The 23,101-nt window shown below is 63.0% G+C and carries 21 protein-coding genes and 2 tRNA genes; 5 read left to right on the plus strand and 18 right to left on the minus strand.

The window, feature by feature from the left end:
• Positions 1-47 precede the first annotated feature (47 nt).
• The 5 genes from AC2A04_RS01615 to AC2A04_RS01635 all read right to left on the minus strand — a co-directional run bounded on the left by AC2A04_RS01615 (position 48) and on the right by AC2A04_RS01635 (position 3,452).
• Positions 48-1,412, minus strand: a complete 1,365-nt coding sequence (locus tag AC2A04_RS01615) for a pyruvate dehydrogenase complex E1 component subunit beta (RefSeq protein ID WP_484210562.1) — start codon at positions 1,410-1,412, stop codon at positions 48-50.
• 1 nt (position 1,413) lies between these two features.
• Positions 1,414-2,532 (minus strand): pyruvate dehydrogenase (acetyl-transferring) E1 component subunit alpha, encoded by a 1,119-nt coding sequence (gene pdhA, locus AC2A04_RS01620; protein ID WP_484210563.1) that lies wholly within the window; start codon positions 2,530-2,532, stop codon positions 1,414-1,416.
• A 238-nt stretch (positions 2,533-2,770) separates the two neighbouring features.
• A tRNA-Arg gene (locus AC2A04_RS01625) sits at positions 2,771-2,847 on the minus strand.
• 64 nt (positions 2,848-2,911) lie between these two features.
• Positions 2,912-2,988, minus strand: a tRNA-Arg gene (locus tag AC2A04_RS01630).
• 14 nt (positions 2,989-3,002) lie between these two features.
• Entirely contained in the window at positions 3,003-3,452 is a 450-nt protein-coding gene (locus AC2A04_RS01635) for a (deoxy)nucleoside triphosphate pyrophosphohydrolase (RefSeq protein WP_484210564.1), read from the minus strand.
• Between the two features lie 73 nt (positions 3,453-3,525).
• Between AC2A04_RS01635 and AC2A04_RS01640 the strand changes: the two genes are divergently transcribed.
• The gene (locus tag AC2A04_RS01640; RefSeq protein ID WP_484210565.1) at positions 3,526-3,708 is read left to right on the plus strand and encodes a Flp family type IVb pilin; all 183 of its coding nucleotides are present in this window, start codon (positions 3,526-3,528) and stop codon (positions 3,706-3,708) included.
• Between the two features lie 99 nt (positions 3,709-3,807).
• Positions 3,808-3,993 (plus strand): Flp family type IVb pilin, encoded by a 186-nt coding sequence (locus tag AC2A04_RS01645; RefSeq protein ID WP_484210566.1) that lies wholly within the window; start codon positions 3,808-3,810, stop codon positions 3,991-3,993.
• A gap of 102 nt (positions 3,994-4,095) precedes the next feature.
• On the opposite strand, the gene AC2A04_RS01650 is transcribed toward AC2A04_RS01645, so the two are convergent.
• From AC2A04_RS01650 to AC2A04_RS01670, 5 genes are all read right to left on the minus strand, one after another.
• A complete protein-coding gene (locus tag AC2A04_RS01650; protein WP_484210567.1) occupies positions 4,096-5,577 on the minus strand; it encodes a M48 family metalloprotease in 1,482 nt (493 codons plus the stop codon).
• Between the two features lie 110 nt (positions 5,578-5,687).
• Entirely contained in the window at positions 5,688-6,632 is a 945-nt protein-coding gene (locus AC2A04_RS01655; RefSeq protein WP_484210568.1) for an acetyl-CoA carboxylase carboxyltransferase subunit alpha, read from the minus strand.
• A gap of 32 nt (positions 6,633-6,664) precedes the next feature.
• Positions 6,665-7,558: a tyrosine recombinase gene (locus AC2A04_RS01660; protein WP_484210569.1), complete on the minus strand. Its 894-nt coding sequence runs from the start codon at positions 7,556-7,558 to the stop codon at positions 6,665-6,667.
• A gap of 14 nt (positions 7,559-7,572) precedes the next feature.
• Positions 7,573-9,468, minus strand: a complete 1,896-nt coding sequence (locus tag AC2A04_RS01665) for a hypothetical protein (protein WP_484210570.1) — start codon at positions 9,466-9,468, stop codon at positions 7,573-7,575.
• Complete coding sequence (locus tag AC2A04_RS01670; RefSeq protein ID WP_484210571.1) at positions 9,465-9,647, minus strand: hypothetical protein; 183 nt, start codon at positions 9,645-9,647, stop codon at positions 9,465-9,467. Before AC2A04_RS01670 ends, AC2A04_RS01665 begins: the two co-directional genes overlap by 4 nt.
• Positions 9,648-9,692: 45 nt before the next feature.
• Between AC2A04_RS01670 and AC2A04_RS01675 the strand changes: the two genes are divergently transcribed.
• Together AC2A04_RS01675 and aroB are read left to right on the plus strand one after the other, a co-directional pair.
• The gene (locus tag AC2A04_RS01675) at positions 9,693-10,274 is read left to right on the plus strand and encodes a shikimate kinase (RefSeq protein WP_484210572.1); all 582 of its coding nucleotides are present in this window, start codon (positions 9,693-9,695) and stop codon (positions 10,272-10,274) included.
• Positions 10,265-11,374, plus strand: coding sequence for a 3-dehydroquinate synthase (gene aroB / locus AC2A04_RS01680; RefSeq protein WP_484210573.1), 1,110 nt, complete (start codon positions 10,265-10,267; stop codon positions 11,372-11,374). Before AC2A04_RS01675 ends, aroB begins: the two co-directional genes overlap by 10 nt.
• A gap of 52 nt (positions 11,375-11,426) precedes the next feature.
• Here the strand turns inward: aroB and AC2A04_RS01685 are convergent, their stop codons facing one another.
• The 8 genes from AC2A04_RS01685 to AC2A04_RS01720 all read right to left on the minus strand — a co-directional run bounded on the left by AC2A04_RS01685 (position 11,427) and on the right by AC2A04_RS01720 (position 21,600).
• Positions 11,427-11,867: a DUF488 domain-containing protein gene (locus AC2A04_RS01685; protein ID WP_484210574.1), complete on the minus strand. Its 441-nt coding sequence runs from the start codon at positions 11,865-11,867 to the stop codon at positions 11,427-11,429.
• Positions 11,868-11,905: 38 nt separating this feature from the next.
• The gene (locus AC2A04_RS01690; RefSeq protein ID WP_484210575.1) at positions 11,906-12,688 is read right to left on the minus strand and encodes an enoyl-CoA hydratase-related protein; all 783 of its coding nucleotides are present in this window, start codon (positions 12,686-12,688) and stop codon (positions 11,906-11,908) included.
• 127 nt (positions 12,689-12,815) lie between these two features.
• Entirely contained in the window at positions 12,816-13,784 is a 969-nt protein-coding gene (locus tag AC2A04_RS01695) for a glucokinase (RefSeq protein WP_484210576.1), read from the minus strand.
• Positions 13,785-13,817: 33 nt separating this feature from the next.
• Positions 13,818-15,638 carry a phosphogluconate dehydratase gene (gene edd, locus AC2A04_RS01700; protein WP_484210577.1) on the minus strand — a complete coding sequence of 607 codons (1,821 nt, stop codon included), beginning with the start codon at positions 15,636-15,638 and terminating at the stop codon, positions 13,818-13,820.
• Positions 15,638-16,264: a 6-phosphogluconolactonase gene (locus AC2A04_RS01705; protein ID WP_484210578.1), complete on the minus strand. Its 627-nt coding sequence runs from the start codon at positions 16,262-16,264 to the stop codon at positions 15,638-15,640. Before AC2A04_RS01705 ends, edd begins: the two co-directional genes overlap by 1 nt.
• The gene (zwf, locus tag AC2A04_RS01710) at positions 16,257-17,705 is read right to left on the minus strand and encodes a glucose-6-phosphate dehydrogenase (protein ID WP_484210579.1); all 1,449 of its coding nucleotides are present in this window, start codon (positions 17,703-17,705) and stop codon (positions 16,257-16,259) included. Before zwf ends, AC2A04_RS01705 begins: the two co-directional genes overlap by 8 nt.
• A gap of 206 nt (positions 17,706-17,911) precedes the next feature.
• A complete protein-coding gene (locus AC2A04_RS01715; protein WP_484210580.1) occupies positions 17,912-19,972 on the minus strand; it encodes a glycoside hydrolase family 97 protein in 2,061 nt (686 codons plus the stop codon).
• The gene (locus AC2A04_RS01720; RefSeq protein ID WP_484210581.1) at positions 19,972-21,600 is read right to left on the minus strand and encodes an alpha-amylase family glycosyl hydrolase; all 1,629 of its coding nucleotides are present in this window, start codon (positions 21,598-21,600) and stop codon (positions 19,972-19,974) included. The genes AC2A04_RS01715 and AC2A04_RS01720 overlap by 1 nt, the downstream gene beginning before the upstream one ends.
• Before the next feature lie 391 nt (positions 21,601-21,991).
• On the opposite strand from AC2A04_RS01720, the gene AC2A04_RS01725 reads away from it, so the two are divergent.
• Entirely contained in the window at positions 21,992-23,026 is a 1,035-nt protein-coding gene (locus tag AC2A04_RS01725) for a LacI family DNA-binding transcriptional regulator (RefSeq protein ID WP_484210582.1), read from the plus strand.
• Positions 23,027-23,101 lie beyond the last annotated feature (75 nt).

The raw sequence follows: 23,101 nt of genomic DNA on the forward strand, positions 1-23,101 counted from the left end.
CCGGATGACCGGACGCCCTTCCCTTTGATTGTCAGGCTCAGTGCCGGTCAGCGATAGCAAACCTTGCGAACCGCAGCGACGATGCGGCTTGCATCGATCAGCGCGAGCTTTTCGAGATTGGCCGCATAAGGCAGCGGCACATCTTCGTTGCACACGCGCAGGACCGGGGCGTCAAGGTGATCGAAGCCTTCCTCCATGCACAGCGCCATGATTTCGGACGCGATCGAGCAAACCGGGAAGCCCTCTTCGGCCACGACGAGGCGGTTGGTCTTGGCCAGCGAGGCCAGCACCGTCTGCGTGTCGAGCGGACGCAGCGTGCGCAGGTCGATCACTTCGGCATCGATCCCCTCGCCCGCGAGCGCTTCAGCCGCTTCCAGTGCCAGACCGACGCCGATCGAATAGGAAACGATCGTGACGTCCTTGCCCGGCCGCACGATGCGGGCCTTGCCGATCGGCAGGACGAAATCGTCGAGCTGCGGCACTTCGAAGCTGCGACCGTAGACCAGCTCGTTCTCGAGGAAGACAACAGGGTCCTCGCTGCGGATCGCGGCCTTCATCAGGCCCTTTGCGTCAGCCGCATCGTAAGGCGCGATGACGATCAGGCCGGGTACGTTGGCGTACCACGGGCCGTAGTTCTGCGAGTGCTGCGCGCCGACGCGGCTTGCTGCGCCATTGGGACCGCGGAACACGATCGGGCAGCGCATCTGCCCACCCGACATGTAGTTGGTCTTGGCGGCGGAGTTGATGATGTGGTCGATCGCCTGCATGGCGAAGTTGAACGTCATGAACTCGATCACCGGGCGCAGGCCGCCCATCGCCGCACCTGCACCGATGCCGGCGAAGCCGTATTCGGTGATCGGCGTATCGATCACACGCTGCGGGCCGAACTCGTCGAGCAGGCCTTGCGTGACCTTGTAGGCGCCCTGATACTCGGCCACTTCCTCGCCCATGACGAAGACGCGATCGTCCGCGCGCATTTCCTCGGCCATGGCATCGCGCAAAGCTTCGCGCACGGTAGTCGAGACCATCGCGGTGCCAGCGGGCACTTCGGGATCTGCGGCGGCAACGAATGTTGCCGGCTTGGCCGGTGCAGGCGCAGATTCGGCGACCGGAGCCGCTGCAGGAGCGGCGGCCGGGGCCTGCGCAGCCGAGGCGGGCGCCGCCTCTTCGCCTTCCCCCTGAAGCGTGGCGATCACGGTTCCGACCTTCACGCCCTCGGTGCCTTCAGCGACGAGGATCGCGCCGACGACGCCTTCATCGATGGATTCGAATTCCATTGTGGCCTTGTCGGTTTCGATCTCGGCGAGAATGTCGCCGGACTTCACCTGATCGCCTTCCTTGACCAGCCACTTGGCGAGCGTGCCCTCCTCCATCGTCGGGGAGAGCGCGGGCATCTTCAGTTCAATCGCCATCTCAGTACTTCCCCACCAGCACATCGGTATAGAGCTCCGCGACTTCCGGCTCGGGCGAGCTTTCAGCGAAGTCGGCCGATTCGGCGACGGTCTGGCGAATGCGCTTGTCGATTTCCTTGATCTTCTCTTCGCTCACGCCGCGCTTGAGCAGTTCGGCCTTCGCACCCTCGATCGGATCGTGATTGTCGCGCATGTCCTGCACTTCTTCACGGCTGCGATACTTGGCCGGGTCGGACATCGAGTGACCGCGGTAACGGTACGTCTTGAGTTCCATCAGCACAGGGCCATTGCCGGCGCGGACATATTCGAGCGCGACTTCTGCGGCCTGGCGCACTTCGAGCACGTCCATGCCGTTGACGTCCATGCCGGGGATACGGAAAGCCGTGCCGCGACGGTAGAAGTGTGTCTCGGCTGAACCGCGCTTGACCGCCGTGCCCATCGCGTAGCCGTTGTTCTCGACCACGAAGATGATCGGCAGCTTCCACAGCGCGGCCATGTTGAACGTTTCGTACACCTGGCCCTGGTTGGACGCGCCATCGCCGAAGTAGGCCATGCAAACGCCGCCATCGCCGCGATACTTGTGTGCGAAGGCAAGCCCGGCGCCGAGCGGAACCTGTGCGCCGACGATGCCGTGCCCACCGTAGAACTTGTGCTCGGTCGAGAACATATGCATCGAGCCGCCCTTGCCGCGGCTGATGCCAGCTCCACGACCGGTCAGTTCGGCCATGATCACCTTGGGATCGATGCCATAGGCCAGCATGTGGCCATGGTCGCGATACCCGGTGATGACGCTGTCGTGACCCTCCTTGAGCGCCGACTGCAGGCCGACCGCAACGGCTTCCTGCCCGATGTAGAGGTGGCAGAAACCGCCGATCAGGCCGAGACCGTAAAGCTGTCCGGCCTTTTCCTCGAACCGGCGGATCAGCACCATCTGTTCGTAGAAAGTCAGCAGCTCCTCGTCAGAGGCATCGTAGCGCTTGTTGTTGGCATGAGCCTGCTGGAGGCTGCGCAACGCAAAGGCGGCTTCATCGGCGACTGACGACGCGATGATCGGCTCTGCGGGGCTTGCGGCAGCATTTGCGGCGGATTTAACGGCTCTGGGCCTGGCGGGCTTGGCCAAGTCGGGGTTTCCTTTTCTCGCAGCCTCAGGTTCCGTAGGGTCCGGAACGCATGAACAGCCTATACCCTGAAGCAAGCGGTTCGCAACGCTGTTCGGTGGATACGAACCTTTTGCTCATACCTATGCAAATATCACGAACCATAACGGTTAGTCATTCGCGCGCGCAGCACGTAAGGCCCGTCACCGTGAAGCACTGGTGAGGTACAATGTAGGAAAATAGCAAGATCGGGTGAGATGGTGGCGCACCCGGAACGATTCGAACGTCCGGCCCTCAGATTCGTAGTCTGATGCTCTATCCAGCTGAGCTACGGGTGCCTACCAACAATGTATGGCTGCGCGTGCGCACAGCATTTTCCCGAAAATATTCCCCAAAGGGGAATGGCGCACCCGGAACGATTCGAACGTCCGACCCTCAGATTCGTAGTCTGATGCTCTATCCAGCTGAGCTACGGGTGCCGGGAGACGCGCCTTTAAGAGGGTCCTTTCCCTTTGGCAACCCCTTCAAGCAAAGGAATCACCGCGCGCGCCAGGGGTACGTCGAGCGGAGGCATTGGCAGGCCCGCAAGCTCTGACGCCGTAACCCAGCGGACACTTGTGCCAGGCTCAAGCGCCAGCGCCTCACCCGCCCAATCGCGCAGGCCGAAAAGCGCCAGGAGGATCGGACGGTGGCCGGGGAGCGGCGGTTCGGTAGCGAAGCTGACCGGAAACAGCATGGCAGGATCTACCATCACGCCAAGTTCCTCGTCGATTTCTCTTACAACCGCCGATTCGAGCGTTTCACCCTGCTCAACCTTGCCGCCCGGAAACTCCCAAAGCCCGCCGTGCTGCTTGCCCGCAGGCCTCTGCTGCATCAGCACTTTTCCCTCCGGCGACAGCAGCGCGGTGGCCACAACGATCCGGACTGTCGAAAAACTTTCCATCGGTATCCGCCTCGTCAACCTTTTCTTAGGCACCTGAGCGTAGATCACATTCTGCCGCTATCTGGAAATGACCATGAAGACCTTACTTCAGAACATCGTTCGACAGAAAAGCGGTGCCACGGCTATCGAATACGGACTGCTGGTCGCTCTGATCGGTATCGCCGCAAGCTTTGGCATGAAGGCGTTCGGTGAGGAACTGTTCAATCTGTATAACGCTGTCGACACAGCGACTTCCGAGAACAGCATTTCGAATTAACGTCTTTTTAGGAAGTACCGAGTAACACTACGGATACTCGCTCCGGGGACAAAGTTGGGGCGGGACGGGAAAATGAAGACCTACTCTAGGAGATCGACCATGAAGATTTTTCGTGACCTGCTCGCCAACAACGAAGGCGCCACCGCAATCGAATACGGCCTGATCGCTGCTCTCGTCGCTGTTGCCGCAATCGGCGCGATGGGTGCGCTCGGCGGTTCGCTCAGCAACACCTTCAACAAGGTTTCGGGTGACATGGGCAACGCCTCGGACGGCAGCCTGGCCTAATCGGCTGACACCATCAGCTAGTCACGAGGGTGGGCACCTAAGGTGCCCACCCTTTTGCGTTTCCCGACTCGCGAAAATTACTGAACCTGAGCCCCCGCCAGATCAGTAGACGACGAGCTTTACTTTCTGGCCGGATGCCAGCCTGCTTGATGCGGTAAGTCCGTTGAGGACAAGGAAACGCTCGAGCGGTTTGTCGGTGAAAGCCATGCGCTTCGCCATCGTCTGCACGGTGTCGCCCGATTTTACAGTCACGACCGAAAGCTTGCGCGGCTTCACTGCTGCCGCCTCGGTCGCATTGATTCGCCGAATCGAGCGGAACATGGCGTCAAACTGTGGTGCCTGACCTGCCTGACTGATTGTGGCAAAGTGGAATGCCTGCTGCGGGCCCCATTCATAGGCGAACACGACGACGTCCACCTGACTGCTGCCATTGGTGGTTCGGACAGTGCCATAAGCTGCCGGAATGCCGTTGATCGTGGTGGTCTGGATCGAATCGGGCTGCAACTGTTGCTGGCTCGACAGGCCGGTGAATATCGAGCGGACGTATGTCGACAGATTGCCGCTGTAGGTCGCCGAGGAAAATTCACCCTTCCCGCTCTGTCCGCTGATGGCGACCGAGCGGGTGCCATTGACTAGATAGAATCCGTTGGGTGCTTCGAAAGCAAGGCGGAGCTGGGGATGGGTAAACCGCGATCCGTCGACGATGCCCTGTGCCGGATCGTCACCGTAAGTCAGACCATTGATACCATTCAGGAACATGTCGCGATTCGTGCGTCCGCTCACGTTTCCGGCGCGCGTCAGGGCAGCGCGAACGCGCGAGGCGGGATCAGGGTGCGTGCTGGCCCATTGCGGAACCTGATTCGACGTCCCCTTGATGCTCGCGTCCAATGCGTTCTGATTCGCCAGGCTCTGCAGCACCGAGGACATTGCACGCGGATCGTACCCTGCCCGTTGGAGATACGTGACGCCAAGATTGTCGGCCTCGGTTTCTTGCGAGCGGGAATATTTCAGGGTGAGCAGCTGGCTACCGGTAGAGAAAATCTTCTGTCCGATCTGGCCAAGCGTTCCGTTGCCGAGCAGCGCGCCGGAAAGCAGCGTGCCCAATGCACCAAGAATGGAGTTGCGGGTTGCTGCACTCTCCCGCTTGGCGGCGTGGCGCGCAGCAACGTGACCAACCTCATGTCCCAGAACTCCAGCCAGTTCCGCTTCATTGTTCATCAACGCAGTAAGCTGGCGGGTGACGTAGACATAGCCGCCGGGGATCGCGAAGGCGTTGTTCACCGGAGAGTTGAGCAAGGTGACGGTGAAATCGCTGCGGGCATTGCCGAGCCCTGACTGAAGCGCGATCGTCTTGCCCACGCCTTCGACGTAGGTTGCCTGCGGCCCGGTGAGAGCGCCGCCAAACTCCTGCAGCAGTTGCGGATGAGCTTCGGCACCCTGCTTCTTGTCAGCCGCACTGATTGTCTGGACCGCGCCTTGAGCCTTGGCGGGGCTTCCGGCCTGATTCACGCAAGCCGGTAAGGCGAGGCCGACGAGGGCGGTAACAGAAAGGACTGCGGCGCGCGAACGGCGGAATTTCGACATTGCTCTCTCCCTGACGGGCGTGCGGAACTGCCCGCCGCGCCCTGCTGGACTACAGCGACACAATCCGTTTGTCGCAAATCCGGTTCCCGAGCGCCAGCGCTAGAGGGAGATCAGGCACCGATCCGGAGGAAACGGTCTGCGCGCAGGTTGCGCAGTTCATCGGGCGACTTGCCTGCAAGCGCATCGAGCTCCTGGCCGATCGCCGTGCCGAGTTCTGCGCAGGCAGCGACGGGATCACGGTGTGCCCCGCCAACGGGCTCCCGCACGATTCGGTCGATCACGCCGAGTGCCAGCAAGTCTTGCGCGGTCACCTTCATCGCTTCGGCGGCATCGGCAGCCTTTTCGGCAGTGCGCCAGAGAATCGACGCGCAACCCTCGGGCGATATGACCGAGTAGATCGCATGCTCGAACATCAACACGCGTTCGGCGCTGGCAAGTGCCACAGCACCGCCCGAGCCGCCCTCGCCCACGATCGTCGCGACCATTGGCACGCCAAGACCGAGGCATGCCTCAGTCGAGCGGGCAATGGCTTCGGCCTGGCCGCGCTCCTCGGCCTCGACGCCGGGAAAAGCCCCCGAGGTATCGACCAGCGTGACGACAGGCAGGCCGAATCGGCCGGCGAGTTCCATAAGGCGGATCGCCTTGCGGTAGCCCTCGGGCTTGCCCATGCCGAAGTTGTGGCGAATGCGGCTCTGGGTGTCGTTGCCCTTCTCGTGCCCGATCAGCATGACCCGGCGCGTGCCCAGACGGGCAAAGCCGCCGACGATCGCCTGATCTTCGCCAAACAGGCGATCACCGCCGAGCGGCACGAAATCGGTAAAGATTGCTTCGACATAGTCCTTGAAGTGCGGACGCGCGGGGTGGCGTGCGACCTGCGTCTTCTGCCACGGCGTCAGCGCCTTGTAGGTGCTGGCAAGCAACTCGGCGGACTTGGTTTCCAGCCGCGTTATTTCCGAGCTGATATCGATACCGCCGCCCTGCGCGGTCTGGCGCAGTTCGGCAATGCGGGCTTCGAGCGCGGCGACCGGCTTTTCGAACTCGAGAAAGGAAATCATGGCGCTTCCGCTAAGCGTGCGCGGCGCTTCGGTCAACTGGAAGCCGCATTTCCGAGCGGGTGTCGCTGGTTGACGAGAGCGACAAGGCGCGCCGAATCGACGTGGGTGTAGATTTGCGTCGTGGCGATGTCGGCGTGCCCTAGAAGCGTCTGCAGGACGCGAAGGTCCGCACCGCCCTCAAGCAGGTGCGTCGCGAAGGCATGGCGCAGCACATGCGGACTGACGGTTTCGGGATCGAGGCCAGCGCGCAGGGCTAGGTCGCGCAGAAGCTGGAACAGCCGGACCCGTGATAGAAAGCCGCCGCGCGGACTTGGAAAGACAAACCGCCCGCCCTTCCCCCGGATTGCAAGCCAGTCTGCCAGCGCCCGTGTTGCCCGCGCCGAGATCGGCACCATGCGCTGCGTCCCGCCCTTCCCGATGATCGTCAGGAGCGGAGCGTCGCGAGGGACCGAAGCGAGCGGCAAGGAGACCAGTTCGGTCGCGCGGAGGCCTGAACCATAAAGCAGTTCGAGCAGCGTTAGCATCCTGACGCCCTCGGGCGTACCGGCCCGGGCATCGGCTTCCGCCGTGGTGAACAATGCGCCCACGGCTTCGTGCCCCAGAAGCCGTGGCAGCGGTCTGCGCGCGCGCGGCCGTGGCAGTGCCGACGAGGGATCGTCATCGCGCAGGCCCTCGTCGATCAGGAAGCCGTAGAACTGGCGCAGAGCCGAAGCCTTGCGGGCCAGCGAGGACGGGGCCAGATCGACCCATGCCGTGGCAAGGCCGGCGATCTCTTCGCGACCTGCGGTTGCCAGGCTTCCAATAGCCTCGGCCGCGCCCTGAAGGTCACGGCGATAGGCCGAAAGCGTGTTGGCAGCCGCGCCCCGCTGTGCTGCCAACATGGCCAGGAAGCTTTCGACCGCCGGTTCGGGCTTGTCCCTGGCCATGGTCAACCGTTCTCTCAGACGCGGGCGACCGCCTCGGCCGCGATCATCCGGGCTTCTCCGTCAAGGCCGACGCGATGCAGCGCCGAAACGATATGATAGAGGTGCAATGGCGTCATCCGGTCCCAGCGGTTGCCCTGCATGCCGAAGGCAGCGAGGAGCGAGACGAGCGCAGGATTGCCGGATGCAGCCGCATTGTCGATCGCACGCGTCCAGCGGGTCTGCCGGTTCAGATCGAGCTCAAGCTTCCCGGCGAAATCGCGCGCTGCACCCGCATCGACACGCTCGAGCCCCATCAGGCCCGCGAGCAGGAACTGCGATCGCAACGCATTTTCCGAGTCATCGTCGTCGGTGAAGGCGTTGAGCCCTTCGGCCCCGACCTTTGTCGCCCGCCCCGAATTGGCCAGGACGAGCAGGCCCCATCCCTCGCTTCCGATGGGGCAAAACGGAGCCCACTTGATCGCGTTGCGATCGAGTCCGGCGGTGAGCATCGAGGCAATCAGCCCGGGAGCATCGTCCGCGAAGGCCTGATCAGGAGACAGCCGCGCTGCGGCGTAAGAGGTCAAGACCAAGCCTGCGTAAGCCTGGTCCGGATCGGAACCATCGCCCCACAGTGTGCGAATGGCTTCAAGACGGTCCGTGGGCGCGGACGAGACATAGGCCTTGCGCAAGGTTTCGGCCCGACGGGTCCAATCGTCCAGCGAGCCTTGCTCTGCTTCCTGGTCCCGCAGCGCATAGATCTGGCTGTAGAGATCGATCATCGACCGCGCTGAGAACGCACCACGCGCTGCAGCAACATCGGCCGCGGCGGCACGCGAGGCCAGGGGCAGCATCGGAGCGCGCGCGGCCACGACGGCATAGGCAGCGCCCGCGTTCTTGCGCAGAGCCTCGGGCGGTTCAATCCCGGTGGCGAAGGACATACCGGTCGACCAGGGCGTCAGCGTCTCGACGCCGTCCCATTCGATCTTGACCGCGCGACGCGCGTTGATCGCGGCTCCGGCGAACTTCTGGGCCAACAGGATGTCGATCTTCGATCCCGCGCCCCGGCGCATCGCTCTATCGAGCTGCGCCATCGCGTTTGAGCCTTCATCGGCAAATGCCGAGCAGATCGCGCGAGACAGGTCCCAGTCCCAGCCCTGCCGCGATGCCGCAGTAAGCGCAGTGATCGGGCAAAGGCCGACGGGATCGGCGGTGGCAAGGAAGCTTGCCATGGCGGCATCCTCGAGGCCCCGCGTGAAATTGCCACTATCGACCGACTGGACCATGGCACGCGCTGCGTCCGGTTCACCCATGCGCAGCAGCAGTTGCGCTCGGATTGCCGCCCAGTCCGCCCCATTCATCCCGACAGGGGTTGCCAGCCTGCTGGCCAGCGCGCGGCGGGCAAGGATGTGGCCCCAGCGCGAAACGAAGCGACCGCGCATCTTGCCGATGACCGCCTCGACATAGGGGCCATTGAGATAGTGCGTGGACGCTGCCGGAAAGCCACTGTCCTTCTCGTCGATCACGCCGACGATTTCTACACTGCGCCGACCCGAAGGCGGAATGTCGAACTTGGGTCTGGCCGACTGGATCAGCTTTTCGAGCAGGGCTGGATCAAGAGAATCGAGCAAGGCCTGATCGCTGGTGCCTCCGCCGCCCGTTGCGACCGGAGCCGAACCGACCGGAAGAGCCTGAACGACAGGGATTGCGGTGGTAGAAGGCGCTGGCGCCGCAGGCGAAGACTGTACCGGGACGGACGCAGGCCTTGCGGGCTGCGCCCCGCGTGCAGGCGAGGACGGACGCGCAGCAGGTTGGCGCGTCTGCGCAGGCGGATTGTCAAAACCCGGGGGAAGCAGCGATTCCTGCGCCACCAGCGAGCCCGAAATCGCTGCCAACGCAGCCGCTCCACCAAGCCAGAAAGCACGGTGCTTCACCGCTGGGAAACTCCCTGCCCGACAGGCTGTTCGATCCACTGCATCGGCTGCGCCCCACCCTTGATCCATGCAACCACCAGAAAAGCGACCAGCACCAACGCACCGGCCACGGCAAGCTTCTTCATCACGCGCATCCGCCAGACTTGCGGCAGGCCACCGGCCAGGGCCGGCTCCTCCAAGCGATACTTGCAACCGGCACTAGCGCAAGTATAGGCGGCGCGGCAATGGAACTTGATGTGGCCCCCCTCAGCTCGTCGGAAATCGGCCGCATCGCGCGCCGGATCGACCGTCCTGTGGTGCTCGTCGGCATGATGGGCGTGGGCAAGACCACGGTTGGACGCAAGCTGGCAGGTATGCTCCATCTCCCGTTCCTCGACGCTGACGAGGAGATCGAGCGGGCCGCACACATGCCCATACCCGAAATCTTTGCGACCTACGGCGAGCCCTACTTTCGCGACGGTGAGCGACGCGTGATTGCCCGGCTGATCGGCGCAGGCCGCCATGTCGACCGCAAGGTTCTGTCCACAGGTGGCGGCGCCTTCATCGACCCGGCAACCCGAGCGTTGATACTCGAGGCGGGAATCGCCGTCTGGCTCGACAGCGATGTTGATACGCTGCTCGAGCGTGTCGGGCGCAAGAGCAACCGGCCGCTGCTCAAGACGGGTGATCCGCGCGAAATTCTCACGCGACTGAGAGCCGAGCGCCAGCAATTCTATGAACAGGCGCCAATCCATGTGACCAGCGGCCAGCAGCCGCACCATGTGACTGCGTGCAAGATCCTGAGGGCAATTGACGAATGGCTGTGATCAAGGTCGCCATCGCGGGCGCGCCCTACGAGGTCCGCATCGAAGCCGGGTTGCTTGAACGCGCAGGCAAGCACTGTCGCCCGTTCGTGCGCAAGAGCCACGTTGCGATCGTCACCGACGAGCACGTTGCCGCACAGTGGCGCGAGGCCGTGTCGGCCTCGTTCGACGCTGTCGGTCTTCGCAGCGAGTGGCTCGTTCTGCCTGCGGGCGAAAGCACGAAGAGCTGGGAGCAGCTGGCCCGGGTCATCGACTGGCTGCTTTCGCAAGAGGTGGAGCGCAAGGACAATGTCATTGCCCTGGGCGGCGGCGTGATCGGCGATCTCACCGGATTTGCCGCATCGATCGTCAAGCGGGGCTGCGGTTTCATCCAGATCCCGACGACGCTTCTGGCGCAAGTTGATTCAAGCGTTGGCGGCAAGACAGCGATCAACACCCCTGCTGGGAAGAATCTGGTCGGCGCCTTCCACCAGCCTGTGCTGGTGCTGGCCGACCCCTTGGCGCTCGACACTCTGCCTTTGCGCGACGTGCGGGCTGGCTATGCCGAAGTGGTGAAGTATGGCCTGATCGACGACGCCGGGTTCTTTGCCTGGTGCGAACAGAACGGACCGAAGCTGCTTGCCGGTGATCACGAGGCGCGCGAATTCGCGATTGCCCGTAGCGTCGAGGCCAAGGCCCGGATCGTTGCCTCCGACGAGAAAGAAACGGCGGGCGTGCGCGCCCTGCTCAATCTCGGTCATACGTTCGGCCACGCGCTCGAAGCCGAGACCGGGTTCTCCGATCGCCTGCTGCATGGCGAAGGCGTAGCGCTGGGCATGGTACTGGCAGCGCGGTTCTCGGCGCGGCAGGGACTTATGCCGATGGCAGATGCGGAGCGGATTGCAGCTCACATCGGCGCGGTGGGCCTGCCCTCATCGCTACGTGAGCTTGGCCTCGCTTGCGACGGGCGCAGGCTCGCTGATCACATGCTGCACGACAAGAAGATGGACGGCGGCACGCTTCCTTTCCTGCTCATGCGCGCGATCGGGCAGACCTTCCTCGCAAAGGATGTGGACCTCGAAGACATCGCGATCTTCCTCGATGAGGAATTGGCGCGGGCCTAGAGCGGCGTGCGGTATATCTGAATCAGATATGCCCCACGCCGCTCTGGCTGTCCTAAGGGACGAGATCGACTACCGCAAATTCGGGCAGGACTTCCTGACGTAGCAGGGTGCGATGGCATCCGTGCGCCTCGCGTTCGTAGCAGAGCAGTGCAACGCGACGTTCTGTTGCCAGATCGGCAAGCTTCGCACCGGCTGCAATGGCTTCGGGCAATTCCAGTTGGGCGGCATAGATCCGCTCCAGAGTCGCGTGGTCATTGCGGCGTGCGGCGGCTCGGCCGTCTGCAGGGGTACCGAGCGCCTTGAAGTGAACGTATTCGATCCCGGCTTCGCGCGCATTGGCAGCAAGAGCGGTCTTCGAAAAGCCGGGGCGCCGCGAAAGCGGCAGGGCCCGGACATCTGCCAGCACTTCGACGCCTGCCTTGCGCAACGCATCCATGACGCCGGGAACAGTCGCCTGCTCGTAGCCGATGGTCCAGATCGTATGGGTTGTCATTACCACTAAGTCGGGACGGGCATTGATAATTCAAGCGCTTATCGGCCGGTAAAGGCAGGCTTTCGCTTTTCGAGGAAAGACAAGCCACCTTCGGCTGCGTCCGCGCTGTCGCCCGCAACCCATTGGCCTTCTGCCTCGATCAGCAAGGCGCCGGCATATTCGGCCTCAAGCGCCTTGGCGATATTCAGGCGCATCACGCCCAGCGCAACAGTTGGGCCGGAGGCGAGCCGGGTAGCGAGCGCGAGTGACTCAGATTGCAGTTCGGCATCATCGACGGCCTTGTAGATCAGGCCCCAGCTTTCGGCCTGTTCGGCGCCAATCTTCTCGCCCAGCATCATCATCTGCGTTGCCCTTGCCTTGCCGACGAGGCGCGCGAGCATCCATGTCGATCCACCATCGGGCACGAGACCAATGTTCACAAAGGCCTGGAGAAAGTAGGCGCTGCGGCCCGCGATCACGAAATCGGCAGACAGTGCGATCGAACAGCCGATGCCCGCAGCCGGACCATTAACGGCAGAGACGACCGGAATGGGAAGGCGCGCCAGCGTGAGCATCAGCGGATTGTAGGCATGGGTCAGGGCTTCATATGCGCCCTGCCCGCCCGAGGTCTTGCGTTCGCCCCGTGCAGCAAGGTCAGCGCCCGAGCAGAAAGCACGGCCTTGTCCCTTGATCAGCACTGCGCGCGCATCGCCGCGGTCGACCAGCGCGCGGTTGATTTCAATTGCCATGGCCGGAGGGCAGGCATTGAGGCGTTCGGGCCGGTTGAGCGTGATCTGCAGGACATCGCCGACGCGTTCGGCCAGAATGGTTTCGTAGTGCATCGTCGGCTCTCTCCCTCACCGCGCTTGGCGGCGTGAGCAAAGAATAGCCTGCCCGACGCGCGAATCCACCCTTAACTTAACTGGACGATTAAGTTTGTGTCTTGCTGGCGATCGTCCAGCCTGAAGGTCAGGCGGTGTGCGCCTGCGCGAACGCGGCTGCGGCACCGAACAGGCCTGGCTGAGGATGCGTGATCAGCTTTACCGGGATCGCTGCCATCAGGGCCTCGAAGCGACCCTTGGCCTGGAAACGGTCGGCAAAGCCGGAACGAACGAGCGTATCCTTGATCCTCAGGCCAAGCCCGCCGGCCATGACCACGCCGTTCGCGCCGTGTGCCAGAGCGAGATCGCCGGCGACGCTGCCCAGTGACAGGCAGAAACGGTCGACCGCAGCAGCGGCAAGGCTGTCATCACCCGACGTACCCAGTTCCCACAGTTCACGATCCGAGCGCGGCGTGTAGGGCCGCCCCTCCATAAGCGCGAGAGCTTCGTAGATGTCGACGATACCGGGCCCCGCCACCACGCGCTCGACCGAGACGCGCCGGTGCCGCTTGCGCAGACCTGCGAGGATTGCGTCCTCGATCGTATCGAGCGGCGCGTAATCGATGTGTCCGCCCTCGGTCGGCTGAACGCGGTATCCGGTTCCATCGCGCCACAGTTGCGCTACGCCGAGTCCGGTGCCGGGGCCGACGACGCTGATGACGCCGGTTGCAGGGATATGTTCGTCAGGCCCGCTGAGGTGGACGAAATGCTCGCAGTCGGCCTGGGCCACCGCGTGGGCAACGGCGGCAAAGTCGTTGACCACGACATTGCGTTCGGCACCGAGCTTTTCCGGGATCAGGGCCGGACGGATGATCCAGGGATTGTTGGTGAACTTGATGATCTCGCCGCCGACGGGCCCGGCGACGGCGATCGCCGCAGCCTTGGGAAGCGGTTCATCCAGAATGCGGCCGAACTCTTCCCAGGCTAGCTGGAACGAGCCGTGCTCGGCCGTTTTCAGTGTTACCGCTTCACCCAGAGAAACAACGCGTCCTTCGGCAACTTCGGCAATCGCGAAGCGCGCGTGGGTTCCGCCAATATCGACGGCAACTACCTGCATCCTGACCCCCAACAACGCAATCGCGCCTTTCCGTCAAAGTCCCGCTGCGGCGAGCATCGCCGATCCGCCGCGTTCGGCCTGATCGGTGTGCTGGCGCATCAGCGCGAACAGTTCGCGACCTACTCCGACAGCGTTGTCGGAAGCAACGGCTTCTTCACGCGCGTTCCATTCTGCTTCAGGCACCAGTGCTTCGAGCGCACCGGTTTCTGCACAGACGCGCACGACATCGCCATCGCGCAGCTTGGCAAGCGGGCCGCCGAGTTTCGCTTCGGGCGATACATGGATCGCGGCGGGAACCTTGCCCGAAGCGCCGGACATGCGGCCATCGGTGACAAGCGCGACCTTGAAGCCTCGATCCTGCAGGACTCCAAGCGGCGGTGTGAGCTTGTGCAATTCGGGCATGCCATTGGCACCGGGCCCCTGGAAGCGGACGACGACCACGACATCGCGCTCGAGTTCGCCCGCCTTGAATGCGGCAAGCACGTCGTTCTGGGCGTGGAATACGCGGCACGGCGCCTCGATTGTCCAGCGTGAGGGATCGACGGCGCTGACCTTGATCGTGCCACGACCCAGATTGCCCTTGAGCAGGCGGAAGCCGCCCTCCGGCTGGAACGGTGTCGCGACTGGGCGCAGCATCTTGTCATCGCCGGAGACCTCAGGCGCCGGGTCCCAGCGTAGCGTGTCACCGTCCATCACTGGCTGCTGCGCGCCTTCGGCAAGCGAAGCGCCATAGACCGTGCGGATGTCGGCATGGGCGAGACCCGAACCGATCAGTTCGCGGATGACGTAGGGCATGCCACCGGCTGCAGCGAAGTAATTCACGTCGCCGGCGCCATTGGGATAGACGCTCGCGATCAGCGGGACGACGCGCGACAGGTCATCCATGTCGTTCCAGTCGATCTGCACGCCCGCAGCGCGCGCGATGGCCGGCAGGTGGATCACGTGGTTGGTCGAGCCGCCCGTGGCAAGCAGACCGACGATCGCATTCACGATTGCCTTTTCATCCACGCAATGGCCGAGCGGGCGGTAATCGTCACCGTCCCAACCGATCTGCGCGATGCGGTGCGTGGCTGCACGCGTCAGTTCCTGGCGCAGCTTGGTACCGGGCAGGACGAAGCTGGAACCGGGCATGTGCAGGCCCATCATCTCCATCATCATCTGGTTGGAGTTGGCGGTGCCATAGAAGGTGCAGGTGCCCGCCGAGTGATAGCTTGCGCTTTCACTTTCGAGCAGTTCGTCACGCCCGACCTTGCCCTCGGCATAGAGCTGGCGGATGCGCACCTTTTCCTTGTTGGCAAGGCCGGTGGGCATGGGCCCTGCAGGCACGAGGATCGTCGGCAAGTGGCCGAAGCGCAGCGATCCGATCAACAGGCCCGGCACGATCTTGTCGCAGATGCCGAGCAGCAATGCGCCTTCGAACATCGCGTGGCTGAGGCCGACGGTTGCCGCCATGGCGATGACATCGCGGCTGAACAACGACAGTTCCATCGAATCCTGGCCCTGCGTCACGCCGTCGCACATCGCCGGAACGCCGCCTGCGACCTGCGCGGTGGCACCGACTTCTCGCGCGAAGATCTTGATCTGCTCGGGATAGCGGCCATAGGGCTGATGGGCCGAAAGCATGTCGTTGTAGGCGGTGACGATGCCGATGTTCATCGCCTTGCCCGACTTGATCAGCGCCTTGTCCTCGCCCGAGGCGGCAAATCCGTGCGCAAGGTTGCCGCACGAAAGCTGCGGTCGATTGAGACCCTGGTCGCGCGAGCGTTCGATCAGATCGAGGTAGGCAGCACGCGAGGTGCGCGAACGCTCGATGATGCGCTGCGTAACGCGCTCGACGGTAGGGTTAAGGGCCATCATTCGCTCCAGTAGATCGTGACCGGCGGGCCATAGCCACGCAGGAAATCGGCGACGGGATAGCTTTCATCCCCCGCCAGAACGCGCTCGATCAGCGCCTTTTTCGACGCGCCGGTCACGACGAGGATGATCTCCTTCGCCGCCTTCAGCGCCTTGTGATTGAGAGTCAGCCGATCGAACGGGGCTTCGGGCGGCAGCGGGATCGGCGTGGTTGCGATGACCGTCGGGCCCGGACGCACCAATGCCTGCATATGCGGAAACAGCGAGGCGACATGGCCGTCCTCGCCCATGCCCAGCCAGACGAGATCGAATGGTGCGACCGGCACGCCCTCTTCCAGACGTTCGAACGCGGCCCCTGACGCGCCCAATGCGCCATGGATCTTGCCGAAGTTGCTGGCCGGATGATCATCGGGCACGCGGCGATCGTCGGTCAGTCCGATCGTCACGCTCGACCAATCGAGCGGGCGATCCTTGAGCAGGCCGAGAACCTTGATCGGTGTCGATCCGCCCGTGAAGGCAATGCGCTTGTGTCCCGGTGCAGATACGACACGGGCGATGTGATCGGCGACTGCCGCAGCATCGCCGGGATCGGCCCAGCTAGCCAGAAGGGGCGCGGTCTCAGTCATTCCAGCTTCTCCCGTCGCGCTCGGTCAGCGCGATCGCGGCATTGGGCCCCCAGCTGCCGGCTGCATAGGGCTTAGCTTCCATGGCAGTATCCGCCCAGGCCTTGCGGATGCCATCGATCCAGCGCCATTGCGCTTCCACCTCGTCGCGACGCACGAACAGCGTCTGTTCGCCCTCGATCAGGTCGAGCAGCAGGCGTTCGTAGGCGATGCGACGACGGGCCTTGGCGAATGCCGTGGTCAGCGAAAGGTCGAGATTGACCTCGCGCAGGACGATGCCGCCGCGATCGAGCCCCGGCTCCTTGGCCATGACCTGAAGCCGAACGTATTCCTCCGGCTGGAGGCGGATGACGAGACGATTGGCGCGCAGACGCCCGCCACGATCGGCAAAGATATTGTGCGGGACCTGCTTGAACTCGACGACGATCTCGCTCCGACGTTCGCCAAGGCGCTTGCCGGTGCGCAGGTAGAAGGGAACACCAGTCCAGCGCCAGTTATCGACATGGGCCTTGATCGCGACGAACGTCTCGGTGTCCGAGGCATCGCCCAGGTCCTCCTGATAGCCTGCCACGGCCACACCCTTGACCGCGCCAGTGCGGTACTGTCCGCGCACCATCTCGTCCGGCTTGACCGGACGCAGGGCGCGCAGGACCTTGACCTTCTCGTCGCGAATCGAGGTCGCATCGAGGCTGGCGGGCGGTTCCATGGCAGTCAGCGCGAGCAGCTGGAGCATGTGGTTCTGCACCATGTCGCGCAGCGCGCCGGTATCGTCGTAGAAGCCCTTGCGGCCTTCCAGCCCGACCGTCTCGCTGACCGTGATCTGCACATGGTCAATCCCGCCTGCGTTCCACAGCGGTTCGAACATCATGTTGGCAAAGCGCAGCGCCATGAGGTTCTGGACCGTTTCCTTGCCGAGGTAATGGTCGATCCGGAAGATCTGTTCCTCGGCAAAGGCAGCAGCGACCGCATTGTTGATGCGGTTTGACGATTCGAGGTCGTTGCCGAGCGGCTTTTCGAGACCGATGCGGACGTTTGAATGCGCCAGCCCTGCGCGGCGCAGCCCTTCGATCGTCGGCTCGAACAGGAACGGCGCGGTCGACAGGAAGATCGACAGGCCGCACGAGATATCGCCCAGCTTGGCTGCAAGTTCGCCGAAGCCGTCGATGTTCGAGGCATCGAGCGTCTGGTATTCAAGCCTTTCGAGGAACGAGGCGAGCTTGGCCTCGTCGCGGCGATCTTCAGGCAGGAATTCCGCCAGCGCTTCGCGCGCGAATTCGCGGAAACCGGCATCGTCATGCTCGGACCGGGCGGTACCGACGATGCGCAAATCCGGGCGGATCAGCTCGTCCTCGTGTAGCGCATACAGCGATGGCAGGAGCATTCGGCGCGAAAGATCGCCGGTCGCGCCGAACAGCAGCAGCGCGGAACAGCTTGTCTCGATCATCGACGCAAATCTCCCTTTGGCGTTGCGGGCCGGCAAAAACAGGCCGGACGGCGCGCCCTTGCGCACCGTCCTAGACCCTAAGACCGCCCCTTACAGCACGCATAAGTATGCAGGATAGCTATGCGCGACCATAAGCAATTGTGGCACGGTCGGCTCCCGATGTGGACCGTCCGAACGCCGACCGCAATGTGGTGCCGATGGCTCTGCTACTTCGCAGGATGCAGCCGAACCGCAAGGCCACCACCCGGCGCAAGCCAGGCCGGCAGCACATCGCCCTTGCGCACCGTGCGCGTCTCGTAGGCGATGCGATGGCGAGCCTCGGTCTCGTAGGTTGCTCCCTCGCCGTCCTTCCAGATCGTGGCGGTATAGGTCTTGCCTGCTTCGAGGAAGTCGAGTGGAAGCGAGAGGTCACGCGCGGTCGCATCGTTCACGCCGCCAAGATACCAGTCCTGGCTGTTGCGATCCTTGCGCGCGAAGATCGCGTAATCGCCCACTTCTCCTGCAACCAGATGGCTTTCGGCCCAATCGGCCGGCACCTGCTTGATGAAAGCCAGTTCCCTGGGATGGGCATCGAGGCTTTCGATAAAGTCCGCCGCCATCTGTATTGGCGAGTAGATCGCAAGATAAAGGCCGAGTTGCTTGGCGAGCGTCGATGCAAGCGGAACCTTGCCCGCCCCTTCAAGGCTCAGGACACCAGGCGTGAAGTCCATCGGCCCTGAAAGCATGCGCGTGTAGACCAGCGTCGGTTCGTGGTCGGGTCCGTTCGAGAAGGCTCCCCATGCGTTGTACTCCATCCCCCGCGCGCCTTCGCGGTCGATCCAGTTGGGATAGGTGCGACGGAGGCCCGTGTCCTTGACCGGCTCGTGCGCATTGATCGCGATGCGATAGCGCGCGGCCGTCTCCACCACCTTGAGGTGATGCTGAACCTGTCGCTGCCCGTCGTGATACTCCATGCGGTAGGTGTCTGGCTTTTCGCCCGGTGCAAGGATGCCGCCGGCGTCGGCAACATATCCGGTCTTGACCGCGCGCACGCCGAGCTTGTCATAAAGCTTCATCGCATCGTCGAGTTGCGCTTCGTAGTTGGCGATGTTGCCACCGGTTTCGTGGTGCCCGATCAGCTGCACGCCCTTCCTGGAGGCATACTTCGTGACTGCCTCGAGATCGAAGTCGGGAGTGGCCTGCGTGTAGCTGAAGTCCTTGCCGTTGCCGAACCAGTTGCCGTTCCAGCCCTTGTCCCAACCTTCGACCAGCACACCGCCAAAGCCATGCTTCGCTGCAAAGTCGATATACTGCTTGGTGCGCGCAGTCGTTGCGCCGTGGTTGGGGCCTTCGGCCCAGCTCCAGTCACCACGGATCATCCCCCACCAGATGCCGATGTACTTCATCGGCTTGAACCAGGAGACGTCACCCAACTTGTTGGGTTCGTTGAGATTGAGTTCGAGGTCATTCTCGACAAGACCCTTGGCGCCGTCCGCAATGCGGATCGTGCGCCACGGGGTATTGAAAGGCAGATCGCGCACGACCTTGGGCCCGTTCGGCGAAGGCGAAAGCGTCGAACGGAACGTGGTGCCGGTCACGCGCTTGAGCCACATCGCAGAGTAATCGACTAACGCCGCCTCGTGGAAGGCGAGGTGTGTGCCGTCTTCCAACTTCATCGTGATCGGCGTGTGCGCGGTCGAAACGCCGTCGATCGCGGACTTCTGGTAGACCTGCTCGTAGCGGTTCCATTCACCACCCGGTATCCACCACGCCGTGCCATTCTGCGTGAGCGAGAACTCGGTCAGCTCGTCGGCGATCTTCATCGTCTTCATCGCAGGTTGTTCGGGCAGTTCATAGCGCAGGCCGAACCCGTCGTTGAACAGGCGGAACCTGACGTTCATGCGACGGCTGCCCCATTCGGGGACCTGCTCAAACTTGACCAGTAGATCGTTGTGGCTGTCCTCGACGTAGCGACGCTCGCCCCACGGCTGCTCCCAGGTCTCCTTGCCGCTGCCTGTCTCGGAGCCGAGGATGCGATTCCCGCGCACCATTGTCGGACCATCGGCCACGATAAAGCCGAGCGATGACGCGCCAACCAGAAGCTTGCCCTTGCGGGTCAGCGTATACGTGGGGCGGCCATCGTTATCGACGGTGACGCTGACGACGAGACTGCCGTCGGGCGACGCGGCGGTTATTGCCTTAGCGGGCTCCTGCGCGAAAGCGGCCGGAATGAGGGCGCACGAAAGGGCCAGCGCCAGCGGCGCTGCGAAAGCTGGAATGGTACGCATCAGATCCTCTCTTCGATCAGCACGGCGCCAAACGGCGGCAATTGCTGTCCCATGCATGCGTCGTTGACCGACGCGATCACTTCACCATCTTGCACAACCCCATCGGGCCAGTGCGCGGGCAGCGACGACATATTGAAAACGCCCGCAACCGACTGGTTGCCGCAAACGCGCCGGACAACAAGAAGGCATACGTCTGCTATCAGCACGGTGAAGTCGCCAATCCGCAGAGCCGGGGTGTTACGGCGCAGGCGCAGCAGCCGCGTCGTGAGGTTCAGCATCGACTCCGGATCGGCCTCTTGACGATCCACCGCGAGCGAAAGATTGTCGTCGCCGACAGGAAGCCACGGCGCACCCGACGTAAAGCCGCCTTCGTGCAACTGGATCTCCCACGGCATCGGCGTGCGTGCGCCGTCGCGCGACAAAGTCAGCGGCCAGTTGGCGATCGCTTCGGGATCCTGCAATTGCTCGAACGGGATGTCGACTTGGGTCAGGCCGAGTTCCTCACCCTGATAGACGATGATATTGCCGCGCAGGGCCGCAAAGAGCATCGCCTTCATACGACCGAATTGCTCGCGATATTCAGGCGCGCACCAGCGCGAGAGCGCCCTTGGCGCGTCATGGTTCTCGAAAGCCCAGCTTGGCCAGCCCATGCCCGGTTCGTCGGGCCATTTGGCGACCGCACGCTCCACGAATTGAGGGGTCAGGCAATCGGCATAGAGAAAGTCGAAGCCGTAGGCGCTGTTGAGATGGCTCTCGCCCTCGGTATAGGCCTTCATCTCGGTCTCGGCGAGATCGCCGCCGACTTCGGCGACCGTGAAGATCGCGCCATATTCGTCGCAGAGCCCCCTCACCCGCTCGATGAACCTGAGGATGTCCGGGTGCGACTGGTTGTAGATCTTGAGCTGGAAATCGAAAGGCCGGGTCTTGCGGCGGCCGTCGTCGGGCGCGGGCGGATTGTTGCGCAAGGCCGGGTCGTGCATCAGGAAATTGAGTGCATCGAGGCGGAAACCGTCGACGCCGCGATCGAGCCAGAAGCGCATGGCCCCAAGCAGGGCGTCCTGAACCTGCGGGTTGTGCGCGTTCATCTGCGGTTGGCTGGAAAGGAAATTATGCAGGTAATATTGGCGGCGGCGCGCGTCCCATGTCCATGCAGGCCCTCCGAACACCGACTGCCAGTTCGACGGCGGCGAACCGTCTGGCTTGGGATCGGCCCAGACGTACCAGTCGGCCTTGGGATTGACGCGATCCTGCCGGCTCTGCGCAAACCACGCATGTTCGTCGGAGGTGTGCGCAAAGACCTGGTCGATCGTGACCTTGAGCCCAAGTTCGTGCGCACGCGCCACCAGCGCATCGAAGTCCGCCAGCGTGCCAAAGATCGGATCGACATCGCAATAATCGGCCACGTCGTAGCCGAAGTCGTTCATGGGCGATTTGAAGAACGGTGAAATCCAGATCGCATCGACGCCCAGACGGGCCACGTGGTCGAGCCTTGCGGTGATGCCCGGAAGGTCGCCGATTCCGTCGCCGTTGGAATCGCAATAGCTGCGCGGGTAGATCTGGTAGATCGCTGCACCCCGCCACCATTCAGGAGGGGACACGGCTGGCATCTGGGCGTGTTCGGACGTCATCGGCACGGTTTTTCCGGTGAGAAGGCAAGGCTTGGGCAATCGCTGCCAAAGTGCAGTGCAACAGGCAAGACCGAGCGGCGAGGCCTCATTCTGTTGCGAACGGCGGTGTTGTCCGGGCGCTAGCTCCAATCCCGAGCATTTGCGCCGTTCACTGATTGATCACCCCGCACGACGCCGCATTCGACTCCCTTTTTCAGCATACGTATGCCATCGTCGACTCGTTGCGATTGCAACCCGAAGTTCTACCCCTGCTTCGTTCCGACGCACGCCGTTACGCGGCAAACCGCCGGCCCGGTGGGCTGAGAGAGTCAATTGCATGAGCCGCGGATCACGCATACAGTCCAAGGCTGTTGACCACGGGGACACACCGGGCGACGGGAGAAAGACGGACATGGGGCGCAAGCCATCCAACAAGCCGACCAGTTTCGACATCGCCTATCTCGCGGGTGTTTCGCAGCCGACCGTCAGCCGCGCATTGCGTGGAAGCAACTCGGTGAGCCTGGCGACGCGACAGAAGATCGAGGCGATTGCCCGGCAGCTCAACTATACGGTCGACAAGAATGCCTCGTCGTTGCGCACGCAGCGTTCCAACACGCTGGCTCTGCTGTTCTTCGAAGATCCGACCCCCGATGAATCGAACATCAATCCGTTTTTCCTCGCCATGCTTGGATCGATTACGCGGCATTGCGCCAATCGCGGGCTGGATCTGCTGATCTCGTTCCAGAAGTTGGATGACGACTGGCACAAGCGCTACCAGGACAGCCATCGCGCGGACGGCCTTATCCTGCTGGGTTACGGCGACTACACGCATTACGAACCGCGCCTGCGCCAGTTGATGCGGTCCGGCACGCATTTCGTACGCTGGGGATCTGTCGACGAGGCCACGATCGGTGCGACGGTAGGGTCCGACAACTTCGGTGCAGGGCGGCTCGCAGGCGAACACCTTCTGGCGCGCGGCCGAAAGAACATAGCCTTCCTCGGACAGGCGGATTCGCACTATCCCGAGTTCGAGCAACGCTACGCTGGACTTGCCAAGGCCATCGTTACAGCAGGGCTTCAGCCGGACCGCGATCTCGTGGTGGATGCGGTTTCATCGGAGGAAATCGGCTACAACGCGGCCCGCATGCTGCTTTCGCGCGGGAAGCCCTTCGACGCGATCTTTGCGGGCAGCGATCTCATTGCAATTGGCGCGATGCGCGCCTTGGCCGAGGCCGGCCTCTCGGTTCCGGGCGATGTCGCCGTCGTCGGCTTTGACGACATTCCGGCGGCAAGCCTGACGACGCCTCCGCTGACCACGATCATGCAGGATACGCGCCTTGCGGGCGAAGCCTTGGTGGATTGCGTATTGGCGCAAGTCGAAGGCCGGCCACCGATGCCGCGCATTCTTCCCGCCAGATTGATCGTTCGCGCCAGCAGCGGTGGTTAAGTCCACGTAAGACTAAGCCATTGTTATTCGTATGCGCATCGATTGCAGAAAAGGCCCGTTTTTGCGACGGGATAT

It is taken from the genome of Novosphingobium sp. HNCC26DJ243 (genome assembly GCF_057180545.1).